The organism is Microseira wollei NIES-4236, assembly GCF_020521235.1.
GTDB lineage: Bacteria > Cyanobacteriota > Cyanobacteriia > Cyanobacteriales > Aerosakkonemataceae > Microseira > Microseira wollei.
Genome location: NZ_BLAY01000151.1, coordinates 1 through 25,332, shown reverse-complemented (window position 1 = coordinate 25,332; position 25,332 = coordinate 1). Strand labels below are relative to the sequence as shown.

The window sequence follows — 25,332 nt, the reverse complement described above, 5'->3', positions numbered from 1 at the left end:
TGGTAACGCAGATCGAGTCGCCTCGTTACCAGGCAAGAGCCTGGTAACGCAGATCGAGTCGCCTCGTTACCAGGCAAGAGCCTGGTAACGCAGATCGAGTCGCCTCGTTACCAGGCAAGAGCCTGGTAACGCAGATCGAGTCGCCTCGTTACCAGGCAAGAGCCTGGTAACGCAGATCCAGAGGCTCTTGCCTCTGAATCTATGGGGAGGCCAGAGCCTCCCAAACTGCATTTCCAGGCCGGAGCCTGGAAACGAGGTATAAACGAGGTATAACGAGGTATATAAGTTTAACGAACATGGCATTCAATTGGTATTATTCCAGAACGATGGGGGGTAACATTCGGTGGGTTAGCAACAAGAACAACCTGTCCTTTATCGTTAATTATCCACCCTTGCGCTTCCACTATTTCAGTAATTTGTGGTGATTCTTTCCTGCTCGCTTGCTCACCTGCTCTCCTACTTTCCTGTCTCCCAGAATTAATATCAACTAAATCCACTAAATATGCATTATCGTTCAAAGGTTCGGTTGGACTGGGAGGTAACCCGCCGCGCCCCGTAGCAATAAATGAATTTTCCTGTGCTTCAGGAGAACACCTGCGATCGATCAATCCAGTAATATCAACCACAGTTTGGGGTAATTCTATTAAACCGGAACTGGGGTCAACATCGGGAGTGTTTAGTTCTACGGTTCCGCTCAACTCTGGCCCGCCAATTTGGGAAATAGCAGTAATATCGCTGTTTGAAGTTTCTTCTGTGCGAGATTGAGTGCCAAAGATACCTTGTGCTGTAATGGAAACTCGACCTCCCCTTCCTTCAAAAGCATTGGCGGTGATGTCGCTATTTTCTAATGCGACTAAGTTGGGGGTGTTAATTGTAATATTGCCTCCATCTCCGCCTGCACCTTTGCTACCAGCAGTGGTGGAAATATTACTATTGCGGCGCAATACGATTAAGTCTCTAGCTCTTAATCCGATATTCCCACCATTTCCGGATGCGGTTTGGGCGGTAATAGCTGCACCATTGTCAAGCCGAATAGAACGGGCAAAAACATTAATATCGCCGCCTTCTCCTGCGCCTCTATTATTGACAAATAAACCGCTATCTGGGCCATCCTGGTCGATAATTAAATTGGCTAATGTTGGATTAAATTTCTGGGCAATGGTATCAAATCGCTGTTGATAGGTGGTATCGCTTCCAGAAATTGTTACCCGGTCTTGGGCAATTACTGTAACGCTACCAGCACTGCCGCTATTGAAGGCACTGGCGAGAATTTGTCCGCCTCCAGTTAGTTGTAAATTATTAACTTCGACTGCGATATTGCCACCTCTTTCAATACTGCGCGTGGTGGCAGCAATAACCGCTCCATCAGTAATTTGTAAGTTGTTAGTATTGACGACAATATTACCACCTGCACCGCTGCTGGCTTTATTAGTATCGGCAAATAATCCGCTGGAATTGCCACCTAATATGTTACCTTTCTCTTCAAAGGATAAGGGTTCGACACCGGAAAGAGTGATAGATTCTAAGGCATTGACCGCAATATTACCTGCATTTCCAATGCCATAGGTGACTGCTTCTATCCTAGAGCCACCTGCTACGAATAAGCTTTGGGTCTGAATATTAATATTCCCTCCGGCACTGACACCATAAGTGCTGGTACTCAATCTAGATTGCTCGGATAAGGAAATTCCTTTTGCTTCTACATAAATAAATCCCAATCCCGAAGGATTATCACTAAATTTTATTGCCGCTTTTGCCAAACTTTCAGCGGTAATTTGACTGGATTTATCCAGCAATAAAAAGTTTCCAGCCTTGATAAATATATTGCCGGCAAAACCGCCTGATTCATCTTGTAGGTCGTTAACAGTATCGCTAAACATATTGCTATTGGAGAGCGATATATTTTCTTTTGCTTCTACTCTAATGTTGCCAGCATTGCCGCCAAAAAAGTTGCTGCTTTCGAGGGATGCACCGTTGGTTAATTGAATGGATTGCGCTGCGATCGCCAGATTCCCCGCGTCTCCTTCCAAGCTGGCTGCGTTAGTGATAACCTTGCTATTATCAATCGTAACAATTCCTGTGGCATTAATGGTAACATTGCCTGAATCTCCGGTTCCAAAGCTTGAAGAACCCACAGTCGATGCATTGATTATTGAGAGGGAATCAGCTTTAATATTAATACTGCCTGCCACACTGGCTCCCTTGGTACTGGTACTGAGTTCGGAGCGCTCAAGGGTAACATCTTTGCCATTAATCTCGATAATTCCTAATCCAGAATTATTAGCATTTCCGTCAACGCCGCCAAAGCTTTCCGCCGTAATTTGGCTATTAACAACATAAACACCATTTCCCGCAGTAAAACTTATGATTCCAGCCAATCCTCCGCCAAAGCTTATTTCGTCGTTAAAGGTATCGCTAAAAATTTTACTGTTAATAATTGAAAGCCGATCGCTGGCGTCTAGAACAACACTTCCAGCATTACCACCGACAAAGTTGCTACTTTCCAGAAAAGTGTTGTCGCTGATAGAAATTGAACCCCCGGATTTGATGCGGATATTGCCTGCATCGCCCTTTGCTCCACTTGTGGCACTGCTTGCGATGTCGCTGCGGGTAATGGTAACGGTATCGCTGGCATTAATCGAGATAATTCCAGCGTTTCCCTTGCCATTTTCGGTGCTGGTTTGTACTCGCGTCAGATCGGTGAGGGAAACTGACTTCCCGTCGATAGAAATGATGCCGCCATTGCCAGTCGAGTTGGCTTTGACTTGACTGTTTATATCAGTCTTGTTGATGGCGATCGCACCCCCAGCCTTTATCTCTACAATTCCAGCATCTCCAGCACTAAATGTATCGCTGGAGATCGCGCTGCTGGCAATATCAATTCCATCTTTGGCTGTCAGTATAATGTTCCCAGCATCGCCATCACCGCTAGTTGTGGTTCCCAAACCTGTGGGAGTATTTTGCATCAGCGAAATCGCACCCGCTTCAATGGTGATAGTACCGCCATTTCCCTCAGCTTTTTCAGGTACTGTGCTGGTAATTTCGCTATTAAATATATTCACCAAACCGTTAGCATGCACCAAGATATTTCCAGCATTTCCCCTGCCTAGGGGAGCTTTGAAAATATCGCTTTGGAGTTGGCTCTCTACAATGACAACATTGTCTTTAGAATAAATCGCAATGTTCCCGGCGTTGCCAAGTCCGCTGGTAAAGCTGTCTACAAGAGTACCGTTGGTTAAAGAAACGGAATTGGCTGTAATAATCAGGTTTCCCCCATTTCCTTGTCCAAAGGTTCCCGTACTCAAAGAAGCCGTATCTGTTGTTAAAGTTGACCCAGCTTGAATAATAATATCGCCGCCGTCCCCAATTGCTGCTGGTTGAGCGTCACTTGCTGGATTGATATTATTTTCAATCCGGCTGGCAGTAATAGCTATTGCTCCCGTAGCATCAATCAAAATATTACCTGCTTGCGCCCCCTGCGTTCCCAAACCCGTGGCAATTCCAGTTGTCAGCAGACTGCCGGAAATTTCTAAATTCTGAGCATTAATGGCAATATGACCGCCACCGCCAGCGAGTACGTTTATTCCGGCTTTATTAATAATAGATACATCTGCTCTTTGCCCGCCAGATGGAAAACTTAAACTCCCATCTTTATTGATGGCAATTGTTCCCTCGCCTGCCAAACCTCCCAGCTCGATTCGACCTCCAGGCGCTTGCAAAATGCCGCCATCAATTATTACATTGCCACCCAAAATTGCTAATGTATTTCCTGTTTTAAATTGCCAGATATTTAAGTTACTATCGAAGCCTTTCGTTGCGGTTACCGTATCTATTTGCTTAGAACCTTGCACGCGAATCGGTGCGGCTTTACTGCCATATTGCAAGCCAACGGGTAGGTTAATTGTTAATAAAGGTGGAGTTTGAGTATTGGTAGCGCTAAACTGCGTTCCGTCGGAAAATATTAGACTCCTCGCCGTACTCGCTAAAAACGATCCGCCGATATTTAACCTGGCATTTGGGCCAAAAATAATGCCACTCGGATTGAGTAAAAATAAATTAGCCCCCCCATTGGCTCGAATTAAGCCGTCAATATTAGAAACTGACCCCCCGGTGACGCGACTAAAAATATTTTGAATATCCGGAGCGTTGTTAAAGAAAGCCTCGCCGCCAGTAGGGACGGAAAATTCCCGAAAGCTGTGAAATAGGTTGTTTCCCGCGAACTTGCCGTCATTAATTGTAAAATTAAGATTATTCTGGGTTGTGACGTTGGTAGATAAGGTTCCATCTGGGGCGATTTGGGCTTGGGCTGGACTCCAATTATTTACAATTAAACAGTAACAAGGTAAAGTAAATAATAATTTGGTTTTTTTCATTTCTATCTGCTCAATTACATAGCTTTTATCTTCTATATTTTAATATAATTGCTGCTGAATTTATACTAAATAACTCAAGTTGCTAGTTAATAGTTGTGACCGCGGTAATGGGTAATGGGTAATTGGTAATTGGATTAACAGACTTTTGCCGTCAGCAGTCAGAAACCCGGTTGATTCATAGTTCTCTCCGTCTCAAACCCACGATTTTTGAGAGAAACCGGGTTGATTTGGCGTCATCAACCCGGTTTCTTCTTCAGAGAAACCGGGTTGATTTGGGGTGAGAAACCCGGTTGATTCATAGATTTCTCGCTCTCAAACCCACGATTTTTGAGAGAAACCGGGTTGATTTGGCGTCATCAACCCGGTTTCTTCTTCAGAGAAACCGGGTTGATTTGGGGTGAGAAACCCGGTTGATTCATAGATTTCTCGGTCTCAAACCCTGGATTTTTCAGAGAAACCGGGTTGATTTGGATCCTGACGTTAAATAAATATTTTTATGAAATTATTGAAATGACCGCGCTCTTATTTAAGTTACATAGCGCCGCCTAAGATTTGAAATGTAGATGCACGCTGGATAAAAAGATCTATTAGTTGCTGCTTGCCGGGTAATTTTATCTTTGGGTTTCAACGGGATTGGAGACTGTGGAACTTTGAATAGTACAGCAATCAATTAACGGTTTGTCTGCGATTTCTTTAAGTCCGGCAGACTCTAAAAGCTGTTTCCAATCAGCGGTGAGGGTGGCATTGTTAGAAGGAGAACGTCGCATTTGAGCCAGAGCCATTAAGGTATCGTACCACAGACCGTTTTGGGCGTATACATCTGGGCGATCGCGCTCTTTTGCTTGCTGTAATTGTCTCTGCAAAGCCTGACTCGGTTCAACTCTCTCAACCATCAATCGATCCAGGAAAATTCGCTTCCCGGAATTGCATACCAAATCAAAGTACCAGCGATAAGTTTTGCCAGTTTCTAGAGGGTTGGCGTTGGCAGGAAGGCTAATGCTAACAATCCCAGACTCTCGAGTCAGGTCAATTTTTGTCGTGAAAACATTATCGTCGTTTTCATCCTTTAAAACAAACTCCGCCATTTTTGCAGAAGTTGCGGGAACGTAGACAAAAAATGTCGGACGATCTGCCACTGTTAAGGCCAAACTATTAATTGGCATTAAAGCTGTTAGGGGCGGATTTGGTGTTGTTTCACCCGCGGCACAAGTGCCTTGATCGCGGGTTCCTGCGCCTTCTGTTTGAGCGGGTGTGCCTCGATTGGGTGGAGTCCAATTAATCGCAACCTCTGGGAATTGCGATCGCATACTCTGCGCCCAAGTTGCCAAGGGTGACCCGATAAATAATTCTAAGGTTATGGCTATCGAAAGCGTTGCCAAATTGCGGTAGGAATGCATTGCCATACTCAAACTCGGATAACCCAATGGTGAACTGTTGTGTGTAAACTAGCTACGTTCTACAATAGCCAGATTCCAGAAAAGTGGCGAACAGCCAATTACAAGAACGCAAAGTTATGACAAAAGGTTTTTTGGCTGCATTCAAACTGAGTCCAGTTATTGCCGGAACCATCATATTGATGGGTAGTAACGCTCTGGCTAGTTTGCCAATCTCAAGTTTAGATGATGACCCCTGTTGTGAAGAACAAGGAATTGACGGAGAATTCAAGCTAATTTGTTCCCCATCTTCCTCAATGGTCTATGCCCAAGTTACCTCAGTTTCTCAATTATCGGATGTGCAGTCAACAGACTGGGCGTTTCAAGCGTTACAATCTCTGATCGAGCGCTACGGGGTGATTACGGGTTATCCGGATGGCATGTTTCGCGGCAACCGCGCCATGACGCGCTACGAATTCGCCGCCGCGTTGAATGCAGCCTTAGTTCGCATCAACGAGTTAATCGCAGCAGGATTTAAAGATCGGGTGTCCGAGGAGGATTTAGCGACGCTGCAACGGTTGCGAGCTGATTTCGCCCCCGAATTGGCAACTTTGACCGGAAGGATCGATAGGTTAGAAGTACAAATTGCCCAATTGGAGGCCAACCAATTTTCCACGACGACCAAGTTAACTGGATTTATTAATTTTAATTTGGATGGGGCGAACGCACCTGGTAATGTCCGAATTGAAAGAATCGATCCAACAGATAGTTCCAGTGTCCCACGGCGAGGCAGCGGCAACCGCCCCATCGTCACAAAAGTAGAAGATGACCCCAATATCACCTTCAGTTACCTAGCTGGTTTATTTCTCACCACTTCCTTCACGGGGAGGGATACCCTAGCAACAAGTTTATTTGCGGGGAATGGCGACTCGTCTACCAATGCTTACACCTCCGCAGGTTTATTTAACACCTTTGGAGTGCCGCTGTTAGATTTAACTCCCAGCACTACTCCCAGCGATTTGGTTTTGGCAGAGGTGTTTTACTCGTTTCCTGTCAGTAATTCCTTGCAATTAACCGTAGCACCGCTATTTTTTTGGCTGCGTTACTTTGATACTAACGCTTTCACTTCTGCATTTGGTCGGGGTGCGGGTGGTTTCAACACTTATGGCAGCACGCTGATTCAAAATTTGGGACGAAGTACTGGCGCTGTTATGCTTTGGAGAATTAACGAACAATTTGACTTTCGCGTCGGCTATGCTACCAACACCGATGGGGCAAACCCCACGAGAGGGTTATTTGATAGCACCCGCGCCGTCACTGCACAGTTAACTTACTCGCCGATGCGGAATATTAATTTGCGGTTTCTTTACGACTACTCAATTATTAAACCAGTAGATGGGCAAATTAAAACTAAACCTATTATTGGTATAGCTGATGACGGGTTTGGTGGGGCGCTGGATGATGCGACGGCTAATTCTTTTGGATTTAATTTCGATTGGTTGGTTACGTCTAAATTTGGCATTTTCGGGCGCTATACTTACTCGACTACTAACTTAAACCCGGTGGCGGATGGCTTGCCTGACGGGAATCTCAGGGCGCAGTCTTTTCAAGTGGGGGTTGCTTTCCCCGATTTGGGTAAAAGGGGCGCTTTAGCAACTTTGACTTACGTCTGGCCGTTTGATGTTTTGCAGGGGCGTAAGTTTCTCGTATCTGGTGGAGGTGATGGGGGGACTCAGTTTGATATCGAAGCGACTTACTACTATCCGGTGACGAATAATATTGCGATCGTTCCTTACTTTTACATTACTGGGAATGCCAATAATTTTGACGATAACCCGCTAATTTATTCCGGAACCGTCCAGGTGCAGTTTTCCTTCTGAGTTGTGGCTAATTTGGCGGCAGAAGTTGGTAGTGAGGACTTGCGTCCTCTTACCTTTCCTGCATCGGGACTGTTGTCCTGACTAGGGAGAGCGATCGCATTCATATCCAGCCTCTATTAACGCAAGTTGCTAGTTATAAACTTGGGCTTTGCTAATAGCTAATTGCTAATTGCCAGATGTGAAGCTCACAACAATAATATCCTGACATTAGCCATTAGCCATTAGCCATGAGCATAACTAGCAACTTGAGTTATTAGACCTCTCGAGAAAATAAACTCAAGCGCAGGCAGGATGCCTACCCCACAAGAGTTATTGTCGAGGTCTATTGTACGTAGATTCTCCTAAAGACTAGGTAGAAGAAATACTTGTACGGGGTTTATACTGGTATGATTAGCCAAATGGCAAAGATTGATTAAAGAACACTCCCAGTTGAGGGCATAGAAAAATGAACCTTAAAATTATAGCCACCACATTATTGTTAGCCGCTACGCTGGGTTTGGTAGTTCCAGTCAAAGCTGACATACCAACTCCCGTGCAACAGTTGCTGGAAACGAGACAAGGTGCGGGTTTAAACCTGCAAGGCGTTAATCTCAGCGGTGCTGACTTGTCAAAGGTGGATCTCAGAGGCGCTAATTTAAGCGGTGCTAACTTGAGCGGTGCTAACTTGAGCAATGCTAACTTAAATGGTGCTAACTTAAGCGGGGCTAATTTAAACAGTGCTAACCTCAGCGGTGCGAATCTGAATGTGGCGAATTTAGCCAATGCCAATTTAAGCAAAGCGACGCTAACAAACGCTAAATTGAATGCCGCAAACCTCAGCGGTGCTGAAGTAGTTGAAGCTAATTTAAGGGATGCTGACTTGTTTAGAGCCAATCTCAATCGTGCTAACCTGCGCGGAGCAGATTTGCTCAATGCCAATCTCAATGCAGCCAATTTGTTTGGTGCTAATTTGCTCGGCGTTAGAGGTGCAAATTTAACCAATGCTGCTGGATTTCCTCGTTAGCTGAAATCTCAGACCAGAAACCGGGTTTCTTAAAGAAACCCGGTTTCTTTTTTGGGGGTGATAGTGGGAGGCGTTTGGTGGGAAGACTAAACCCAAGGGTTGTATAAGGAAAAAGATATGAAACTCGCAACGTTAGCTGCTGTGGTATTACCGCTGTTCATGGGTATCGTAACTCCCGCTAAAGCTGAATATCTCAGTCCGATTCAGCGTTTGCTGGAAACTAAACAGTGTCAGGGATGTGACTTAAGCGGGGCAAATCTTGCCGGTGCTGATTTGAGTCATGCTGACTTGCGCGGGGCAAATTTAAAGCAAGCTAATTTGTCAGGTGCTAATCTGTTTGGGGCTAATTTATCTAATACTAATCTGAATAACGCCAATTTAATCAACTCTAATTTATTCGAGGCTAATTTATCAAATTGCCACCTGGATCGGGCCAATCTGGCTAATGCAAATCTGAGTTTAATTAATTTAAGTGGTGCTAATTTAAACCGGGCAAATTTAAGTAACGCTAATTTGGGAATAGCAAATTTGACCGAGGCTAATTTACGCCAAGCTAATCTGAACGGGGCTAATTTAATCGGTGCTAATCTCAAGGGCGCTAGCATGGATGGCGCAAATATGCAAGGCGCGAATGTGGATTACGCTAGTTTGAATCAAGAGAATCTAGTCGGAAAAAAAGGGGATTGACCTAGAAACCCGGTTTTTTAGAAAAACCGGGTTTCTCAGCCAGGTTTGTCGAAAAATTACGCTTCGGTGTACCCAAAATCATCCGGATTTCCCCAGCTGCCGGATATCTGTTTTAGAACGTTATTCAATCAGGTCTTAACTATGGAAACCGCTCAAGTTAACCAACCTACTTTAAGATTGGGTGCCACTGGTCCAGCCGTAAAAGAGTTACAAAAATTATTAAAGCAAAGAGTTCCAATTATCTCTAATCTTGAGGTTGATGGCATTTTCGGTGAAGTCACGAAACTGGCGGTGGAAGTTTTTGAGTACCGAGTTTTCCTCAAGCGCGATGGTATTGTTGACTCGAAAACCTGGAAAGCACTCTACTCCGGTAAGCGGGATGACCTTCCCCTGTTGCGTAGGGGTAGTCGCGGTGATGATGTGGCAAGGGTTCAAGATGTTCTAAAATTTTCCCTCATTACTGCCGAATATATGGGTTTTGATGGCTACTATTTTGGAGTTATTGACGCCGACTTTGGCGCGAAAACCGAAGCGGCAGTGAAAGCGTTTCAGAAGGAGCGTGACTTGGTGGTAGATGGAGTTATTGGCGCTAAAACTTGGCAAGGGTTGATGGAACTAGCTGCTATCATCAGTCATATCGGTTTGTAGGTGTATACAGAAACCGGGTTTCGTAGCAAGAAACCCGGTTTCTAGACCGATCCTAGAGACGTTACATGTAACGTTTTTGGGGAAAATGATATGAAAGTTTACGCTCTAAACCGGGTTTGGAGCGTAATTTTATTTCATTAGGTAGAGTTGTCGCGACTGGCTTGGCGCTAGCTTAGAAAGTAGATGACCGTTATTAGGCATCCCAAGGGTAGCTGGTCACCCAGCTAGATAGGAATAAACCATGCAAGAACTGATTCAAGCTGTGTATAACAACAGCGATGAAAAAACGGCGCTGGGTCAGTTGGTCGGCGCGTTAAGCGTTTCAGGGAAGCGGTACTTCTTGCGAAATGAGATTGTCCAAGCTTTTGCCGACTACTGCCAGCAATATCAAAAACCTGCCTATTTTTACCACTCTTCGGCTTTAGGTAAACTGCTCCAACGCACCCACGAGATTTTGCTGTTGGATGACAGTATCTGGTTGCTTGTCCGTCCTTGGATCGCATCGCAACAAGTCTGGCGATTGACTGGGGATTTGAGCAGTTTTGAACAACAGACGGTAAAAGCATGGTTGGATGCGCGCGATATGCCGACCGCACGCTGGCGCGAACGCACTGTCAACCGCTACCAACCCCAAATTTTAGAAATCGACTTCCACCCCTTCTATAAAGATTCCCCCGTTATCGACGATCCTAGAAATATCGGTCAAGGTTTGACCTTCCTCAATCGCTACTTTTGTGACAAATTGTTAACGGAACGTCAGTTTTGGCTAGAGGCGTTGTATAGAGTTTTGCAGCGACACCAGTATGATGGCGTGGATTTGATGATCGGATCGAGCATCCACTCTGGTAACGAATTATCCCAACAAGTTAAAGTGGCGCTAAAATTCCTCACCACTCTACCCGCAGACGAACCCTACGAAAAGTTTCATACCCAATTGCAACAACTTGGTTTTGAACCGGGATGGGGTAATAATGCTTCTGGCGCGCTGGAAACTTTCCAATTGCTTAACCGACTTGCAGATAACCCAGAACCTGCTATTTTAGAAGCTTTTGTTTCTCGCATTCCGGCATATTTCCGCATCGTTCTAGTTTCGATCCACGGTTGGGTTGGTCAAGATGATGTTGTTGGACGATCTGAAACGATGGGTCAAGTTGTTTATGTCCTCAACCAAGCACGCAGTTTAGAAAATAAACTACGCGAAGATATTAAACTTTATGGGTTGGAATTTTTTGGGATTAAACCGCAAGTTGTGATTCTCACACGCCTGATTCCCAACTGCGAAGGAACCCAGTGCAACTTACGCCTAGAAAAAATCGAGGATACGGAAAACGGCTGGATTTTGCGCGTGCCTTTCCGCGAATTTAATCCTAAAGTTACCGGGAATTGGATTTCTAAGTTTGAAATTTGGCCTTATTTAGAAACTTTCGCCTTAGATGCGGAAACCGAATTAATCAAACAACTGGGAGGACGCCCAAATTTAATTATTGGCAACTACACCGATGGCAATTTAGTCGCGTTTCTGCTGGCGCGCCGTCTGAAAGCGATTCAGTGCAATATTGCCCACGGTTTGGAAAAAACGAAATACTTATTTAGCGACCTTTACTGGCAAGAGATGGAGGAAATGTATCACTTTTCCGCCCAATTTAGTGCCGATCTGATCGGGATGAATGCAGCGGATTTTATCGTTACTTCTTCTTATCAGGAAATTATGGGGACGCCGGATACTATCGGGCAGTATGAATCTTATAAATCTTTTACGATGCCGCAGTTGTTTCATGCAATTGATGGGATTGATTTGTTTAGTCCTAAGTTTAACGTTGTACCGCCTGGGGTGAATGAAAGTGTTTTCTTTCCTTATACGGAAAGGCGAGATGCAAATTTGCGATCGCAAGTCGAGGAGTTGCTGTTTACTCGTTCGGATGCTCGCATTCTCGGTTATTTGGATAATCCGAAAAAACGAGCTATATTAGCGATCGCTCCCGTTACTTCGGTTAAAAACCTGACGGGGTTGGTTGAATGTTTCGCTCAAAACCAGAAGTTACGCGAGCTTTGTAATTTAATCTTGATTACGGGCAAGTTGCATCTATCGGAAGCTGCTAATTCGGAAGAATCTGGGGAATTGGAAAAACTCCATTATATAATCGAGCGGTATCGCCTTCACGGTCGCATCCGCTGGTTGGGAATGCGCTTCAGCAATGCCGAACTGGGGGAAGCTTATCGTACTATTGCAGATTCTCGGGGTATTTTTGTTAACTTTGCCCGGTTTGAAGCGTTCGGATTGACGATTTTAGAGGCGATGTTTTCTGGGTTGCCTACTTTTGCCACTCAGTTTGGCGGGAGTTTGGAAATTATTCAGGATGGGGAGAATGGGTTTCACATCAATCCTACGGATTTGGAGGGGACTGGGGATAAGTTGGTGAATTTTATCAGCAAGTGCGATGTTGATCCGGAATATTGGGAAGATATTTCTAAACGGGGGATTAAACGGGTTCGCGAGGGATATAATTGGCGGTTGCACGCTGGGAAAATGCTTTTGTTGGCTAAGATTTATGGGTTTTGGAATTATGTTTCGCAGGAGAATCGGGAGGCTTTATTGCGCTATTTGGAGGCTTTGTTTTTTTTGCTCTATAAGCCGAGGGGGGAGAAGATATTGGATATGCACTGGCGTCGTTGATGGTTGGTTTTATTGAACCGCGTTCGCGAAGCGTGCGCGCCAGCGCTTAGACACGAAGAACGCGAAGGAAGAGTGGGGAGAGATGGTGGGTTATGTGTTGTTTATTGTTGGTTTTATTGAACCAGAGAGAAGATTAGGGAGAGTTTATAGGTGATGGATGTTATGGGTGGTTTTCAGGGGTTTGGTTATGGGGAATGGATGTTAGTTGAAGAGCTGTTTGATGCTGCTAGGCTGCATTCGTTGGAAACTGTTTTTACTATTGGGAATGGGTATGTGGGGACGCGGGGTGGTTTTGAGGAGGGTTTTCCCCGTGGGTGGTCGGCAACTTTGATTCACGGTGTGTATGATGATGTGCCGGTTGTTTATACTGAGTTGGCTAATTGTCCGGATTGGTTGCCGCTTTTGGTTGTTGTTGATGGGGAACGTTTTGGTTTGGATAAAGGGGAGGTTTTGAGTTATCGGCGTCAGCTTGATTTGCGCTGCGGTGTTCTGAGTCGTTATGTGCGTTGGCGCAGTCCTGGTGGGAAAACGATCGATATTCTGTTTGAACGGTTTGCTAGTTTGGCGGATCGACAGGTTCTTTGTGTGCGGTGTCAAGTTACTCCTGTTGGTTGCGATGCTGGGATTGAGGTTCAGGGGAGTATTAATGGATACAGTGAGAATCTGGGTTTTAATCATTGGGAGTTGTTGAATCAAGGCAAAACCGATAAGGGGATTTGGTTGCAAGTTCGCACGCGCAGTTCTCGGATTGAACTCGGTATGGCTTGTGAAATGAGGGTTTCGGGGGCGGAGTTCTCTTTGGAAACGAGTATGGTTCCGGGTTATCCTACTTTGTCGGCTCAGTTTCCGGCGGTGTCGGGACAAACGGTGACGGTTGAGAAGTTAGTGACGGTTTTTACTTCAAGGCATGTGGAAAATCCTGTGAATGAAGCGCGCGGGAAATTGGGGGAATTATTGGGATGGTCGGTGATTTTGGAGACTCATGAAAAAGCTTGGAATGATGTTTGGGAAAAAAGCGATATTGCGATTGAAGGGGATATTAAAGCGCAAGTTGCGGTTCGGTACAATTTGTTTCAATTGTTGATTGCTGGTTCTAGGTATGACGATAGGGTTAGTATTCCGGCGAAAACTTTGTCGGGGTTTGGTTATCGGGGGCATGTTTTTTGGGATACTGAGATTTTTATTCTCCCTTTCTTTATTTATACGCAACCGGCGATCGCTCGCAATTTACTAACTTACCGATATCATACGTTACCGGGGGCGAGGCGCAAGGCTTTGCATTATGGGTATAAGGGGGCAATGTATGCTTGGGAAAGTGCGGATACGGGGGATGAAGTGACGCCGCGATGGGCGATGCCTAACGATCCTTATGCGGAGGATATCAGGATTTGGTGCCGCGATCGCGAGATTCACATTAGTGCGGATATTGCCTACGGATCTTGGTATTATTGGCAAGCAACTAAGGATGATGAATGGATGCGCGATTGTGGCGCTGAAATTATTCTGGATACGGCTATTTTTTGGATGAGTCGCGTTGAGTGGAATACTCAGCAAGAACGTTACGAACTGCGCGAGGTGATTGGCGCGGATGAATATCACGAACAGGTTAGTAATAATGCTTTTACTAATAGAATGGTGCAGTGGCATTTGCAGCGAGCGATTTTTGTTTATGAGTGGTTGGGTCAAGAATTTCCGGAAAAAGCAGCGGAACTTGCACAAAAATTGCAACTGACGCCGGAAAGGAGAACTCGCTGGCAAGATATTGTGCAAAATATATGGATTCCCTACGATGCATCGACGAAACTGATCGAGCAATACGAGGGGTTTTTCCAATTAGAAGATATTAATTTAACTGACTACGAACCCCGAACCAAATCGATGCAAGCTATTTTGGGAATTGCGGGGGCGAATCAGCGGCAGGTATTAAAGCAACCAGATGTTTTGATGTTGCTTTATTTAATGCGGCAATCGCAAGAGTTTCCTTATGACGCAGACACTTTGCAGAAAAATTGGGACTATTATGCACCCCGTACAGATATTACCTATGGTTCGTCTCTGGGACCAGCAATTCATGCCATTTTAGCTTCCGATTTAGGTAAAACCGCAGAAGCTTACGAACGGTTTATGCAAGCAGCAATGGTGGATCTCGAAGATGTGCGAGGTAATGCTGCCGATGGCATTCACGGCGCGAGTGCGGGAGGCATTTGGCAAGCGGTTGTTTTCGGATTTGGCGGGATTCAATTCCTAGGAGATGAACCCATCGCTAATCCACATTTACCCCCCGGATGGACGCGCTTAAAATTTAAGTTGCACTGGCGCGGTAAATGGCATGAATTCGATTTGCATCCCTTTGTAGAAGATGGGGAAGATGGGGAAGAAATTACTTCTACTTCGTTATCTCCCTTATCTCCATCATCCTAGTGAACCTGCTATCTTTCTTCTCTTCCTCTGCGTCCTGGATCGTCTTTTGCGGTTTACTTCCTTCCCGATAGAAGATTATCTCCTTCTTCCTTCTTCTTCCTTCGCGCCCTTCGCGTCTAAGCGCTGGCGCGCACGCTTCGCGAACGCGGTTAAATAAAAACAAACCTACCCAATAAGCGAAAAGATGAACATAAAACAACCCGAAAACCAATCCGTTACAAATAATTACTCCGAAATCCGAGGGGTTATTTTCGACTTAGATGGCGTTCTTACAGATACAGCAGAATATCACTATCGCACATGGCAAAAACTCGCGGATGAAGAAGGAATTCCATTTAATCGAGAAGCAAATGAAGCGCTGCGGGGTGTTGCCAGACGCGAGACGCTGATGTACATTATTGGCAATCGCCAGTATCCGGAATCAAAAATTCAGGAGATGATGGATCGCAAGAATCGCTATTATGTGGAATCGATTGAAGATATTACCCCCAAGGATTTGTTTCCAGGTGTTTTGCAACTGTTTGACGATCTGAAACAAGCGGGGATTAAAATTGCAATTGGATCGGCGAGTAAAAATGCCCGCACCGTTGTGCAGAAACTGGGAATTGCAGATAAAGTGGATGCGATCGCCGATGGTTACAGTGTAAATCGTCCTAAACCCGCCCCCGATTTATTTTTATTTGCAGCAAACTTATTAGGATTGCAACCTTCGCAATGTGTGGTGGTAGAAGATGCCGCAGCAGGCATCGAAGCTGCTTTAGCAGCGGGGATGTTTGCGGTGGGGATTGGTCCAGAGTCGCGGGTAGGCGCGGCGCATGTCGTGTTACCCGGTTTCTCAGGTGTGCGTTGGGTTGATTTAGCAGCTAAATTAAGTCGCGCCAAGTGAGGTCAAGCAAGAGGGTCGTGGGAGAATTAAGAACTCATTAAGGAAGAATTTCAGTCCATTTTAATCGACTTTCGCTATTAGCCCGGAAATTAATTTCCGGGCGGGTTTTCGGTTTGGCGCAAAATCTTACTTGGCGCTATATATCAGTCTTTCTCTCTCTCTATTCGGTAAAATTGCCTACATCTCAAAGTTCCCAAAAACGGTTATTCTATCTTTAGATAGATGCGGTTTGCCGCGACACCGCTGCACAGGGAAACTAGAGAATGAACGATTGGATCGCACACTTAACAACCCATGCCTTGTTACTGTATAACTTTTTATTCGCCAGTCCTTACTTAGGAGTCAGCGGCGAAACCAGTTTTTACGCACAGTCACTCAACGCACAACCAGCCGTTGAAAGTATAGCCAGTGCAGATAGTTTCTTCATGGAGCGGAAAAATGAAGATTTTCGGCGATTTTACGAGGTAATTAAAGATAGCAGCAAGTTAGATGGGTTGTTTACGCTTTATCGCAGCGAGGTAGATGGCAAAATATATCTGGAAATTAAACCGGAACAACTGAATAAAAATTACCTGGCTACGGTTACTTTAGAATCGGGGATTGGGGAAAGCGGGATTTATAGCGGACTTTCTTTGCAAGATTTCCTGTTCTATTTCCGGCGCGTGAATAACAATTTGCACTTGGCGATTCGGAATGTCAAGTTTAGGACAGAAGCGGGGGAACCGGAGATGCGATCGCTCTCTCGTTCGTTTAGCGATTCTGTCCTTTATGCGCTTAAAATAGTCAGCATCAATCCCCATACTAAAGGTATTCTCGTCAACCTAGATGACTTGCTGTTGGAAGATTTTCCCGGGTTAACTTCTTTACTGAAATATGCTTTGCAAGCGGATTACCGACTCGACTACAACAAATCCTATTTTGGCGAGGTACAAAGCTTTCCTGTGAATTTAGAAATTGACTCGATTTACGGTTTTGATTCGGAAGATGGAGCCAATTTAGTTACCTTACCCGATAGCAGGGCGCTGAGTTTAAAAGTGCATTACAGTTTTTCCCAATTGCCGGAAAATAACGGTTATACTCCCAGATTGGCAGACGATCGCATTGGCTATTTTATTACAGCATACCAGCAATTTTCTACCGAGAATCGTTCGGAACCTTTTGTCCGTTATATCAATCGCTGGCATCTCGAACCTTCAGATCCAGACGCGCCTTTATCTCCCCCGAAAAAGCCGATTGTATTTTGGATTGAAAATGCCGTTCCGATTGAATACCGCCCCGCGATTCGCGCGGGTGTTTTGATGTGGAATAAAGCGTTTGAGAAAGCTGGATTTCAAAATGCAATTGAAGTACGGCAAATGCCAGATAATGCGGATTGGCATCCGGCGGACGTGCGTTACAATACCATCCGCTGGTTCAATTCGATGGATGCCAATTTTGCCAGAGGCATGTCTCGCGTCAACCCGCTAACCGGGGAAATTTTGGATGCAGATATTATCGTCGATAGCAACATGGTGCGGATAATTCAGCAAGAATATCACGCGCTCATGGAAACGAATAATCCTCTGTGCAAAAATAATTTGAAGGTGCAGGAATCAGGTATCGCATCCCGGTTTCAGCAACTTTTGGAATCTAATCATTACTGCTATGGAATAGAATCTGCTAAACAAGCAGCGATGGGGGCGCTGGCGCTGTCGCTTTTGCCAAATGCGACGCCAAATAATGAACTGAAAAAGGAGTATTTGGAGCAATATTTACGTTCTCTGATCGCCCACGAAGTCGGGCATGTGTTGGGGTTGCGTCACAACTTCCACGGCAGCACGATGTTAGCACCAGAAGAATTAAACGACACAGAAATAACTCACAGCAAAGGGTTAGTCAGTTCGGTGATGGATTATCTTCCCGTCAACCTCGCGCCACCGGGAATCGAACAAGGAGATTATTTCCCAGCAATAGTTGGACCTTATGATGAATTGGCAATAAAATACGGTTACAAACCTCACCCGGATGCGATTGAAACCATCGTTCCTCAACCCCAGAAACAGGAGGTAGAAGAAACGGCGCTGGGGTTACCCCAACCAGAATTTGCCTATGCGACTGATGAAGATATTAGGGATATTAATCCCGATGCCAATGTCTGGGATTTGAGTAGCGATGTGCTGGTTTATTCCCAGTGGCAAATGGATAATGCGCGCTTGATGTTGCAGCGTTTGGAAAAAAATTATCCATTCAAAGGGAATTACGGCGAACGAAGAGTTTTATTTGACCAAATTCTTAACTACTATTTCCTCAACGCTAACTTGCTGACGCAATATGTTGGCGGACAATCTTTTAAGAGGAATTATGCGGATGAGGAATTTGCTTTTGTCCCGGTTACTGTAGAAAAACAACGCCACGCCTTGACGAATTTGCAGGATTATGTATTTGCGAAAGAGGCGTTTACTTTCTCACCCTCATTGCTGAATCAGTTAGCCCCCTCGCGCTGGTATCATTGGGGAAATCCGATACCTGTATTCCGCCTAGATTATCCGATTCACTCGCGGATTTTGATGTTTCAAAGTGGCGTGTTGCGATCGCTTCTAGACGGCGCACGTTTATATCGTATGCTCGATATAGAATTAAAAACGCCGCCTGGACAGTCGCTGACTATTCCAGAGTTGTTTGAAACGCTGCAAAATAGTATTTGGACAGAGGTTTTAAACAATCGAGAATTAGGGCAAATTTCTAGTATCCGCCGTTCGTTGCAACGGGAACATTTGAATATTTTGCTAGCGATGGTCTTGCGGAATAAGCATGTCCCCGAAGATGGTCGAACTCTCGCGTGGTATCAATTGCGCCAACTGCAAAAAACCCTGCAAGTTAGCTTGAAAAAACAAGGAGAAAACCTCGATATTTACACCAAAGCACACTTGGAAGAAACATGCGATCGCATCGCCAAAGCATTGAATGCACAATTGCAATCTAATTAACTTAAGTTGCTAGTTATCTCATACATAGCAGCTAATGGCTAATGGCTAATGGCTAGATCGGTAAAAATCATAGCTTAGCAAGCTGGCAATTAGCAATTAGCAACACCGAAGTTTATAATATCATGTCCGTTGAATTGCCCATAATAAAAAAACCTCACAGAGTCGTTGCGTAGGGACACGGCATCATAGATATCTCGGACAAACAGATAACGTTAATTATGCCGTGTCCCGGTTTCTGATTATTAGTCGAATTAACAGGGGGTAGGGGCACGGCAACCGAAAAACTTTGATTTGGCGGCAAAACTTACAGACGCCGTGCCCCTACAATGTTGCGTTGCACCCAATTGAAAATTGCTGTAAACCCGCCCCGCAAAGGTGGACAGTATCAAAGAAACCGGGTTTCTCCACAGAAATTCGGTTTCTTTATCGTCCCAAACCCATTTATAAAGGAAATATCCCTGTTCTCACTCCTACGTTTCTATGTCTCAAATGTTACCCCAGTGTCAGAACTTGCAAGCGCAGGTTGAAACTATATTGCAATTGTTGCACCAGGAACCATCTTTGCGATCGCAACAAGATATCACCCCAGTCCAAGCATCCCTCAGAAAAGCAATTTCCCCCAAATTTGAAATAGTCTTTGCAGGTGCGTTTAGTGCGGGGAAATCGATGTTAATTAACGCATTATTAGAACGAGAATTGCTTTACAGCGCCGAAGGACACGCCACGGGTACGGAATGTTACATCGCTTATGCCGAACCGGACAAAGAGCAAGTGGTGCTGACGTTTTTAAGTGAAACGGAAATACAAGAACAAGCGCAAGCATTATGCAAGCGACTGGGATTTTCCGCAGCAAATATCAACCAAGCTGAAGTAATAGATTTACTGTGTCAGGGATGCGACGCAATTATCCAGCAGGAAGGCGGGGAAAGTAAATCAGATCGTGGGAAACAAGCAAAGGCGTTATTGTTGTTATTGGAAGGGTATTTGGGAAATAGCGATCGCATCCACACCATCAATAATTCTACCTATTCGATGGAACAATTTAACTTTTCCAATCTCAAAGAAGCAGCGAGTTATGCGCGGCGGGGTAGCAATAGCGCGGTGTTAAAGCGAATTGAATATTACTGTCACCATCCTTTATTGCAAGATGGTAACGTGCTAATAGATATGCCGGGAATTGATGCGCCGGTAAAGAAAGATGCGGAATTAACTTATCGCAAAATTGAAGATTCGGAAACTTCGGCGGTGGTGTGCGTCTTAAAACCTGCCTCGGCGGGGGACATGACGACAGAAGAAACCGAATTGTTAGAGAAAATTCGCGCAAATTTGGGAATACGCGATCGCGTGTTTTACATCTTCAATCGGATTGACGAAACTTGGTACAACAGTCAGTTGCGCCAGCGGTTAGACGATTTGATTTTATCTCAGTTTCGGGATACGCCGAGGGTTTATAAAACCAGCGGGTTGTTGGGATTTTATGGGAGTCAGATTAAAGCGACATCCGGATGCGATCGCTTTGGTTTAGATACGATTTTCGCATCCAGCGTCAAAGGTTTAGACGGAGAAGAAGAAACTCCCCAATTCGTCTATGCTTTTAATAACTATTGCGGCACTTCCCGCAAGCTTCCCAGCAATTTTCGGATTTCGATTAACGGTTTCGAGACTCCCAATGAAAATTATGTCCGCATTCTATCTGAATGGGGAATTCCCCTGATTAAACAACTTATTAGCGATAGCGGTATTGAAGAATTTCGCGATGGAATTACCCGCTATCTGACGCAAGAAAAGCGTCCCCAACTGTTTGCGACTTTGGCGGATGACTTGGAACCTTTATGCATCAGCTTGCAGAAACATTATCTTTCCCTCCAGCGGGAGTTGGATAGTCAACCCCGCGAAATTGAAGCGATGAAAGCGCAGGAATTGGGAAGACTAAATCAGGAGTTACAGCAAGTCGGAAAAGAATTTCGCCAACACATGGCGGAAGAAGTAAACATGGTAGTAACGAATGGTTGTCAAGCGTTTGAAACAGATTTTCAAATGCTGCAATCCAGGATGATTCGCCGCTTGGATGAATTGTTAGATAATTTTTCTGTCCGCGCCGCTTATCAACGCGCCATCCAGAGTCATCCCCGCAATGCTACCGCGCCTTTACTAGCAGTTTTGGTCGAAGCACTTTATTCTTTAGCGAATCAATTGGAAGATATTTTAGTCGAGTCTTCCCAAGAATTGTCGGCGAACTTTTTCCAATACTTGATTCACCGAATTCGCAAGTCGGAATACTACCGTCATTTGTATCGCTTGTTAGGGAATGATGGGGGGATTGAACAGGAGTTGAAGTTATTAGAAAAACGGGTAAGTCAGGCGTTGGTGAATCAGGCGCGGGTGGAATGCGATCGCTATGTCAGAGAAAGTCCCCGTTTCTACGATGAAGGCACGTTTTCGATCTATCAATTCCGCCAAACATTGCAGCAAACATCCCAAGGTTACGACTGCGAAAGCATGGTAGAAGCAGAACCAGCAATCAGGCAATTATTGAAGTTAGATTTTGAGCCAAAAGTCTCTGCAACTATTAAGCGAACCTTCCGCCAAACGATTAATCAAACGATTAATACTGAGTTATTACCGATGGCGGAAAACCAGGCGGATGATATATTGCAGCAATACAATCAAGCGCGTGCTTATCTAGAGCAAACCTTGGAAAAGGAAGCCGAGGAAAAGATTAGTCGCAATCGCAGGTTGTTGAGTGAGGTTGAACAAAAGATTGCTGTTTATAATGAAGCGGTTGCAGGGATTAATAATTGTTTGGAGGCGATGCAATTGTATGAACGTCAATTGCCTGTAATTGGTGCTAATTTAGCAGATTCAAATGCTTACGAATCATCTGGCATGGCAGATGTTGTAGAATTATAGCAAGACACAAAACTTGCCCGCAAACCCGCCCGGAAATTCGCCGCCACACCCGCCCGGAAATAAATTTCCGGGCTAATAGCGAAAGTCCACTTAAGTGGACTAAATTTGCTTGCGTTTCCAGTCCTCTTTAGAGGACTTCAGCTATTAGCCAGGGAATTTATTCCCTGGCGGGTGCGTTAACTATTGCGAAATCTAGATGCAAGGATTTCGTTGATGTAACAATAAATTACGAGAGCTAGATATATTGGCAAAAATAAAAATAATTGATAAAATATCTATAGTTACATCATTATAAATTTGATGGCGGTATGGAATTAAACTCATATTGGCAAAAATGCAATGGAAATGATGTTTTATCAGTTGGCAATCATATGATAAAGTTTGGGGAATTTAAGCATGTACTAGAAAAGTCTCTTTCTCCATCCGAACCGAGACACTCAAAAGTTACAACTGCAATAAATGAACATTTTAAATCGCCATTCCATAATATAGATTATGCAGGAAATGTAATCGCTCCGAATGGCCTACATTGTGAAATCCTCAGAATTGGTTCCAAAGGTTGGCAAAAAGGAAGAATTAGAGTCAAGGTCACTCTAGAGTTTATTCCTGATGAACCTGAAGTGGAAGAAACACCCGCAATCAACAACTTAGAAATAGAACCACCAGAATCACCAGACGATCTGCGGCAACTAATCAACCAAAACAACCATAAAATTAATGAGTAAAAAAACTCTAATTTCCATGACTCCAGAAGCGGGTTTAAAATATTATTATTCCGCGCCGGCGGACGCAAGTTTGTGTAGCCGCGAATTCCATTCGTTAGGCTATTGGCAATCGCAGCTTGGCAAAATCACCGTTTTAAATGATAATATTGTTAGACAATAATATTTAATAACGAACATGGCTCAGCAATTTAAGCCACTGGAAGACAGTGCAGTCGTTACGATTACACCGAAATATCAATTTGGCTTATCGCATTATACATTTAAAGTATATGAATTTATAGCTCCTGCAATCGTACTATTTCGCAATGGCATAATTAGAAGTCTGTCAAGTTATCCATTAGATATTGGAGATAAGTGGTTTGACGATGGATTAGATTGTGAAATTCTGAGGCCAGGTGCTAAAGGCTGGCAAAAAGGTAGAGTCAGAATCAAAGTTACTTTAGAATTTTGCCCCGATGAACCTGAAATCCAAGAAACACCCTCAAACGAACAGCCAAAAATCAGCGAACCAGAATCACCAGACGATCTGCGTCAGCTAATTAACCAAAACAACCCATGAGTAAAACACCCCGAATTTCCATTCCTTACGAAGTGAGGAAATATGTATTTAACCGCGACAATTACCAGTGCAAAAGTTGCGGCAAAACACAGCAAGAAACAGAACTCACCGTCGATCATATTATCGCGCTTGCCCGTGGTGGTAGCAACGATATCAGCAATTTACAAACCCTCTGTTACCTTTGCAACCAGCAGAAAAAACACCATTTTGACCCGCGATTTAGGAGGCATTTTAGTTAAAATAATTTTGATAATAATTTGTTTCAATCAAAGTTACAAAAATAGGAAATAAAAATGGAAGATAAATACAATTTTCATGATTGCAACGATGATGATGTTTTGTCGTTTGGAGATGCCATTTTCAAAATTGGAAAATTCAGACAAGCTTTAAACCAGTCGTTGAACAACGATCTAGGAAATCAAATAACCCATCAATTAAGTTCTAAAGGAGTTAAAATTCCTGATTCCATATTATATTCTCCCGGTGAAAAGGAGCCTCATGTAAAGTGGTTTGATAAAGGCAGGGATTGTGAAATCCTAAACCTTGGGGCTAAAAAATGGAAAAAAGGAAGAGTAAAAATTAAAATAAGCGTTGAATTTTATGTTGAAGAGGAAACAGATAGTAGCAATACAGAGGTAAGCGAATCAGAATCGCCACTCGACGATCTGCGTCAAATGCTAAACCAGGAAAATCAGCATTGAAACTCACAAATCATGCCAAATTCGCATTCATTACCACCCACCCTGCCTAACGACTGAAGTCGCGGCTATACAAACAAAGCCTGCCTACGCAGGCTTGTAGAATAAATGTATTAAGGATATCCGATCGCATCCCCCATATCTGCTATATTAATAATCTCCAAATCAGTAAATGAAAAACATGGCAAGCAACGTCGTCGAAAGAATATATCAATTCAACCAAAACCGCGACGCAGACCTCGTGAAACTAAAATACGAGAAAATGCGCGCGGATGTTTTTACGTTCTTTCGCGGTACTTGCCATTTATTTTACCAAGACTGGCCTCAAGATTCACCGCTAAATCAAGCGCCGCCCGTCTGGAATTGCGGCGACTTGCACCTACAAAACTTTGGCACTTACAAAGGCGATAACCGATTAGTTTACTTTGATATCAACGATTTTGATGAAGGAGTCCTCGCGCCTTGTACTTGGGATGTGACTCGCCTTGTCACTAGCATTATCGTCGCTTCTCATAGTTTAAAATTAGAAGAAGAACAAGCCTTGTCTTTGTGCAATGAATTCTTAGATACTTACGCCAAAACCTTGGCAAAAGGTCAAGCGCGCACCGTGCAGGAAGACACTGCTAAGGGCATGGTTAAAGAACATTTTGAAACTATAGAAAAAAGAAATCGGAAAGATTTTTTAGATAAACGCACGGAAGTAAAAGCAGGGAAGCGGCGGTTTATTACAAATGGCGATCGCGCAGCGTCCCCCCAGGGGAATCGCTTCCGCAAGTGTCCCGACGAACAGCAGGAAAAAATCACCGTTTTATTAAATGATTGGGCAGCTAAGCAAGGAAAAATAGAGTTTTTTTACGTGTTAGATGTAGCACAGAGAATTGCTGGCACGGGTAGCTTGGGAATCCCTCGTTATGCGGTGTTAATCGAAGGGAAAGGTTCTCCAGACAATAACTATATTTTAGATATCAAACAATCCCGTTCATCTTCTTTAGAACCTTATGCAATACCCCAACCCCAGTGGGAAAGCGAAGCGCACAGAATCGTCACAATTGAAGAGCGAATGCAAGGAACTCCAGCAGCTTTGTTAACAGCAGTATTGCTGGAAGATAAATACTATGTGATGCGAGAATTGCAGCCAACTCAAGATAAGATAAATCTAGCTGAGTGGAATGGGAAATTAAAGCGCTTGCAGAAGGTGCTGACAACAATGGCAGAGGTGACAGCTTGGGATCAGTTACGCAGCGGGGGGAGACAGGGATCTGCCATCGCTGACGATTTAATCGCCTTTGCTGGCGCACCCCCTTTCGATTGGAAAAACGCCATTCTCGACTATGCCAAGCGCTATGCTGACCAAGTAGAAGCAGATTATGCAGCATTTTGTGCCAGTGCATAATATTGTGCTGGACGGGCAAGATGCCCATCCCACAAGCAAAATCCAGTTTTTGCTCTTGTGGGGTGGGCGTCCTCGCCCGCCCCATCTACGATCAATGCCAACCTGTGGGACGGGCAAGATGCCCATCCCACAAGCA

The 25,332-nt window shown here is 44.4% G+C and carries 16 protein-coding genes and 1 pseudogene; 13 read left to right on the top strand and 4 right to left on the bottom strand.

Annotated features, from left to right (window positions below; genetic code table 11):
• Positions 1-287: 287 nt before the first annotated feature.
• On the bottom strand, positions 288-4,373 hold the full coding sequence (locus tag MiSe_RS35830) for a two-partner secretion domain-containing protein (protein ID WP_226589328.1): 4,086 nt from the start codon (positions 4,371-4,373) through the stop codon (positions 288-290).
• 611 nt (positions 4,374-4,984) lie between these two features.
• A complete protein-coding gene (locus MiSe_RS35825) occupies positions 4,985-5,776 on the bottom strand; it encodes a DUF928 domain-containing protein (RefSeq protein ID WP_226589326.1) in 792 nt (263 codons plus the stop codon).
• 110 nt (positions 5,777-5,886) lie between these two features.
• On the opposite strand from MiSe_RS35825, the gene MiSe_RS35820 reads away from it, so the two are divergent.
• Entirely contained in the window at positions 5,887-7,626 is a 1,740-nt protein-coding gene (locus MiSe_RS35820) for an iron uptake porin (protein ID WP_226589324.1), read from the top strand.
• Here the strand turns inward: MiSe_RS35820 and MiSe_RS35815 are convergent.
• The gene (locus MiSe_RS35815) at positions 7,590-7,730 is read right to left on the bottom strand and encodes a hypothetical protein (protein ID WP_226589322.1); all 141 of its coding nucleotides are present in this window, start codon (positions 7,728-7,730) and stop codon (positions 7,590-7,592) included. The genes MiSe_RS35820 and MiSe_RS35815 overlap by 37 nt on opposite strands.
• A 341-nt stretch (positions 7,731-8,071) precedes the next feature.
• On the opposite strand from MiSe_RS35815, the gene MiSe_RS35810 reads away from it, so the two are divergent.
• The 6 genes and pseudogenes from MiSe_RS35810 to MiSe_RS35780 all read left to right on the top strand — a co-directional run bounded on the left by MiSe_RS35810 (position 8,072) and on the right by MiSe_RS35780 (position 18,911).
• Positions 8,072-8,629 carry a pentapeptide repeat-containing protein gene (locus MiSe_RS35810; RefSeq protein WP_226589320.1) on the top strand — a complete coding sequence of 186 codons (558 nt, stop codon included), beginning with the start codon at positions 8,072-8,074 and terminating at the stop codon, positions 8,627-8,629.
• Positions 8,630-8,746: 117 nt separating this feature from the next.
• Positions 8,747-9,316, top strand: a complete 570-nt coding sequence (locus MiSe_RS35805) for a pentapeptide repeat-containing protein (RefSeq protein ID WP_226589318.1) — start codon at positions 8,747-8,749, stop codon at positions 9,314-9,316.
• Positions 9,317-9,457: 141 nt separating this feature from the next.
• Entirely contained in the window at positions 9,458-9,964 is a 507-nt protein-coding gene (locus MiSe_RS35800; protein ID WP_226589316.1) for a peptidoglycan-binding domain-containing protein, read from the top strand.
• Positions 9,965-10,205: 241 nt separating this feature from the next.
• On the top strand, positions 10,206-12,638 hold the full coding sequence (locus MiSe_RS35795) for a sucrose synthase (protein WP_226589313.1): 2,433 nt from the start codon (positions 10,206-10,208) through the stop codon (positions 12,636-12,638).
• Positions 12,639-12,836: 198 nt separating this feature from the next.
• Positions 12,837-15,945: pseudogene (pgmB, locus tag MiSe_RS35790) on the top strand (beta-phosphoglucomutase).
• 263 nt (positions 15,946-16,208) lie between these two features.
• Positions 16,209-18,911, top strand: a complete 2,703-nt coding sequence (locus MiSe_RS35780) for a zinc-dependent metalloprotease (protein ID WP_226589308.1) — start codon at positions 16,209-16,211, stop codon at positions 18,909-18,911.
• 154 nt (positions 18,912-19,065) lie between these two features.
• Here MiSe_RS35780 and MiSe_RS35775 read toward each other — a convergent pair whose 3' ends face one another.
• Complete coding sequence (locus tag MiSe_RS35775) at positions 19,066-19,212, bottom strand: hypothetical protein (RefSeq protein WP_226589306.1); 147 nt, start codon at positions 19,210-19,212, stop codon at positions 19,066-19,068.
• Between the two features lie 179 nt (positions 19,213-19,391).
• Here MiSe_RS35775 and MiSe_RS35770 point away from each other — a divergent pair, with 179 nt between their 5' ends.
• The 6 genes from MiSe_RS35770 (at position 19,392) to MiSe_RS35745 (ending at position 25,196) form a co-directional block, all read left to right on the top strand.
• The gene (locus MiSe_RS35770; RefSeq protein ID WP_226589304.1) at positions 19,392-21,821 is read left to right on the top strand and encodes a dynamin family protein; all 2,430 of its coding nucleotides are present in this window, start codon (positions 19,392-19,394) and stop codon (positions 21,819-21,821) included.
• Between the two features lie 308 nt (positions 21,822-22,129).
• On the top strand, positions 22,130-22,546 hold the full coding sequence (locus tag MiSe_RS35765) for a KGK domain-containing protein (protein WP_226589302.1): 417 nt from the start codon (positions 22,130-22,132) through the stop codon (positions 22,544-22,546).
• A gap of 175 nt (positions 22,547-22,721) precedes the next feature.
• A complete protein-coding gene (locus tag MiSe_RS35760; protein ID WP_226589300.1) occupies positions 22,722-23,105 on the top strand; it encodes a KGK domain-containing protein in 384 nt (127 codons plus the stop codon).
• Positions 23,102-23,344, top strand: a complete 243-nt coding sequence (locus MiSe_RS35755) for an HNH endonuclease (protein WP_226589298.1) — start codon at positions 23,102-23,104, stop codon at positions 23,342-23,344. Before MiSe_RS35760 ends, MiSe_RS35755 begins: the two co-directional genes overlap by 4 nt.
• Positions 23,345-23,398: 54 nt before the next feature.
• Positions 23,399-23,806 (top strand): KGK domain-containing protein, encoded by a 408-nt coding sequence (locus MiSe_RS35750; protein ID WP_226589296.1) that lies wholly within the window; start codon positions 23,399-23,401, stop codon positions 23,804-23,806.
• 178 nt (positions 23,807-23,984) lie between these two features.
• The gene (locus tag MiSe_RS35745; protein ID WP_226589295.1) at positions 23,985-25,196 is read left to right on the top strand and encodes a DUF2252 domain-containing protein; all 1,212 of its coding nucleotides are present in this window, start codon (positions 23,985-23,987) and stop codon (positions 25,194-25,196) included.
• The last annotated feature ends 136 nt before the right edge of the window (positions 25,197-25,332 follow it).

Coding starts and splice junctions, on each gene's coding strand:
- MiSe_RS35750 (WP_226589296.1), top strand. CDS start 23,399: ATGGAAGATAAATACAATTTTCATGATTGCAACGATGATGATGTTTTG.
- MiSe_RS35770 (WP_226589304.1), top strand. CDS start 19,392: ATGTCTCAAATGTTACCCCAGTGTCAGAACTTGCAAGCGCAGGTTGAA.
- MiSe_RS35805 (WP_226589318.1), top strand. CDS start 8,747: ATGAAACTCGCAACGTTAGCTGCTGTGGTATTACCGCTGTTCATGGGT.
- MiSe_RS35755 (WP_226589298.1), top strand. CDS start 23,102: ATGAGTAAAACACCCCGAATTTCCATTCCTTACGAAGTGAGGAAATAT.
- MiSe_RS35760 (WP_226589300.1), top strand. CDS start 22,722: ATGGCTCAGCAATTTAAGCCACTGGAAGACAGTGCAGTCGTTACGATT.
- MiSe_RS35825 (WP_226589326.1), bottom strand. CDS start 5,776: ATGGCAATGCATTCCTACCGCAATTTGGCAACGCTTTCGATAGCCATA.
- MiSe_RS35745 (WP_226589295.1), top strand. CDS start 23,985: ATGGCAAGCAACGTCGTCGAAAGAATATATCAATTCAACCAAAACCGC.
- MiSe_RS35795 (WP_226589313.1), top strand. CDS start 10,206: ATGCAAGAACTGATTCAAGCTGTGTATAACAACAGCGATGAAAAAACG.
- MiSe_RS35780 (WP_226589308.1), top strand. CDS start 16,209: ATGAACGATTGGATCGCACACTTAACAACCCATGCCTTGTTACTGTAT.
- MiSe_RS35810 (WP_226589320.1), top strand. CDS start 8,072: ATGAACCTTAAAATTATAGCCACCACATTATTGTTAGCCGCTACGCTG.
- MiSe_RS35820 (WP_226589324.1), top strand. CDS start 5,887: ATGACAAAAGGTTTTTTGGCTGCATTCAAACTGAGTCCAGTTATTGCC.
- MiSe_RS35815 (WP_226589322.1), bottom strand. CDS start 7,730: ATGAATGCGATCGCTCTCCCTAGTCAGGACAACAGTCCCGATGCAGGA.
- MiSe_RS35765 (WP_226589302.1), top strand. CDS start 22,130: ATGGAATTAAACTCATATTGGCAAAAATGCAATGGAAATGATGTTTTA.
- MiSe_RS35800 (WP_226589316.1), top strand. CDS start 9,458: ATGGAAACCGCTCAAGTTAACCAACCTACTTTAAGATTGGGTGCCACT.
- MiSe_RS35830 (WP_226589328.1), bottom strand. CDS start 4,373: ATGAAAAAAACCAAATTATTATTTACTTTACCTTGTTACTGTTTAATT.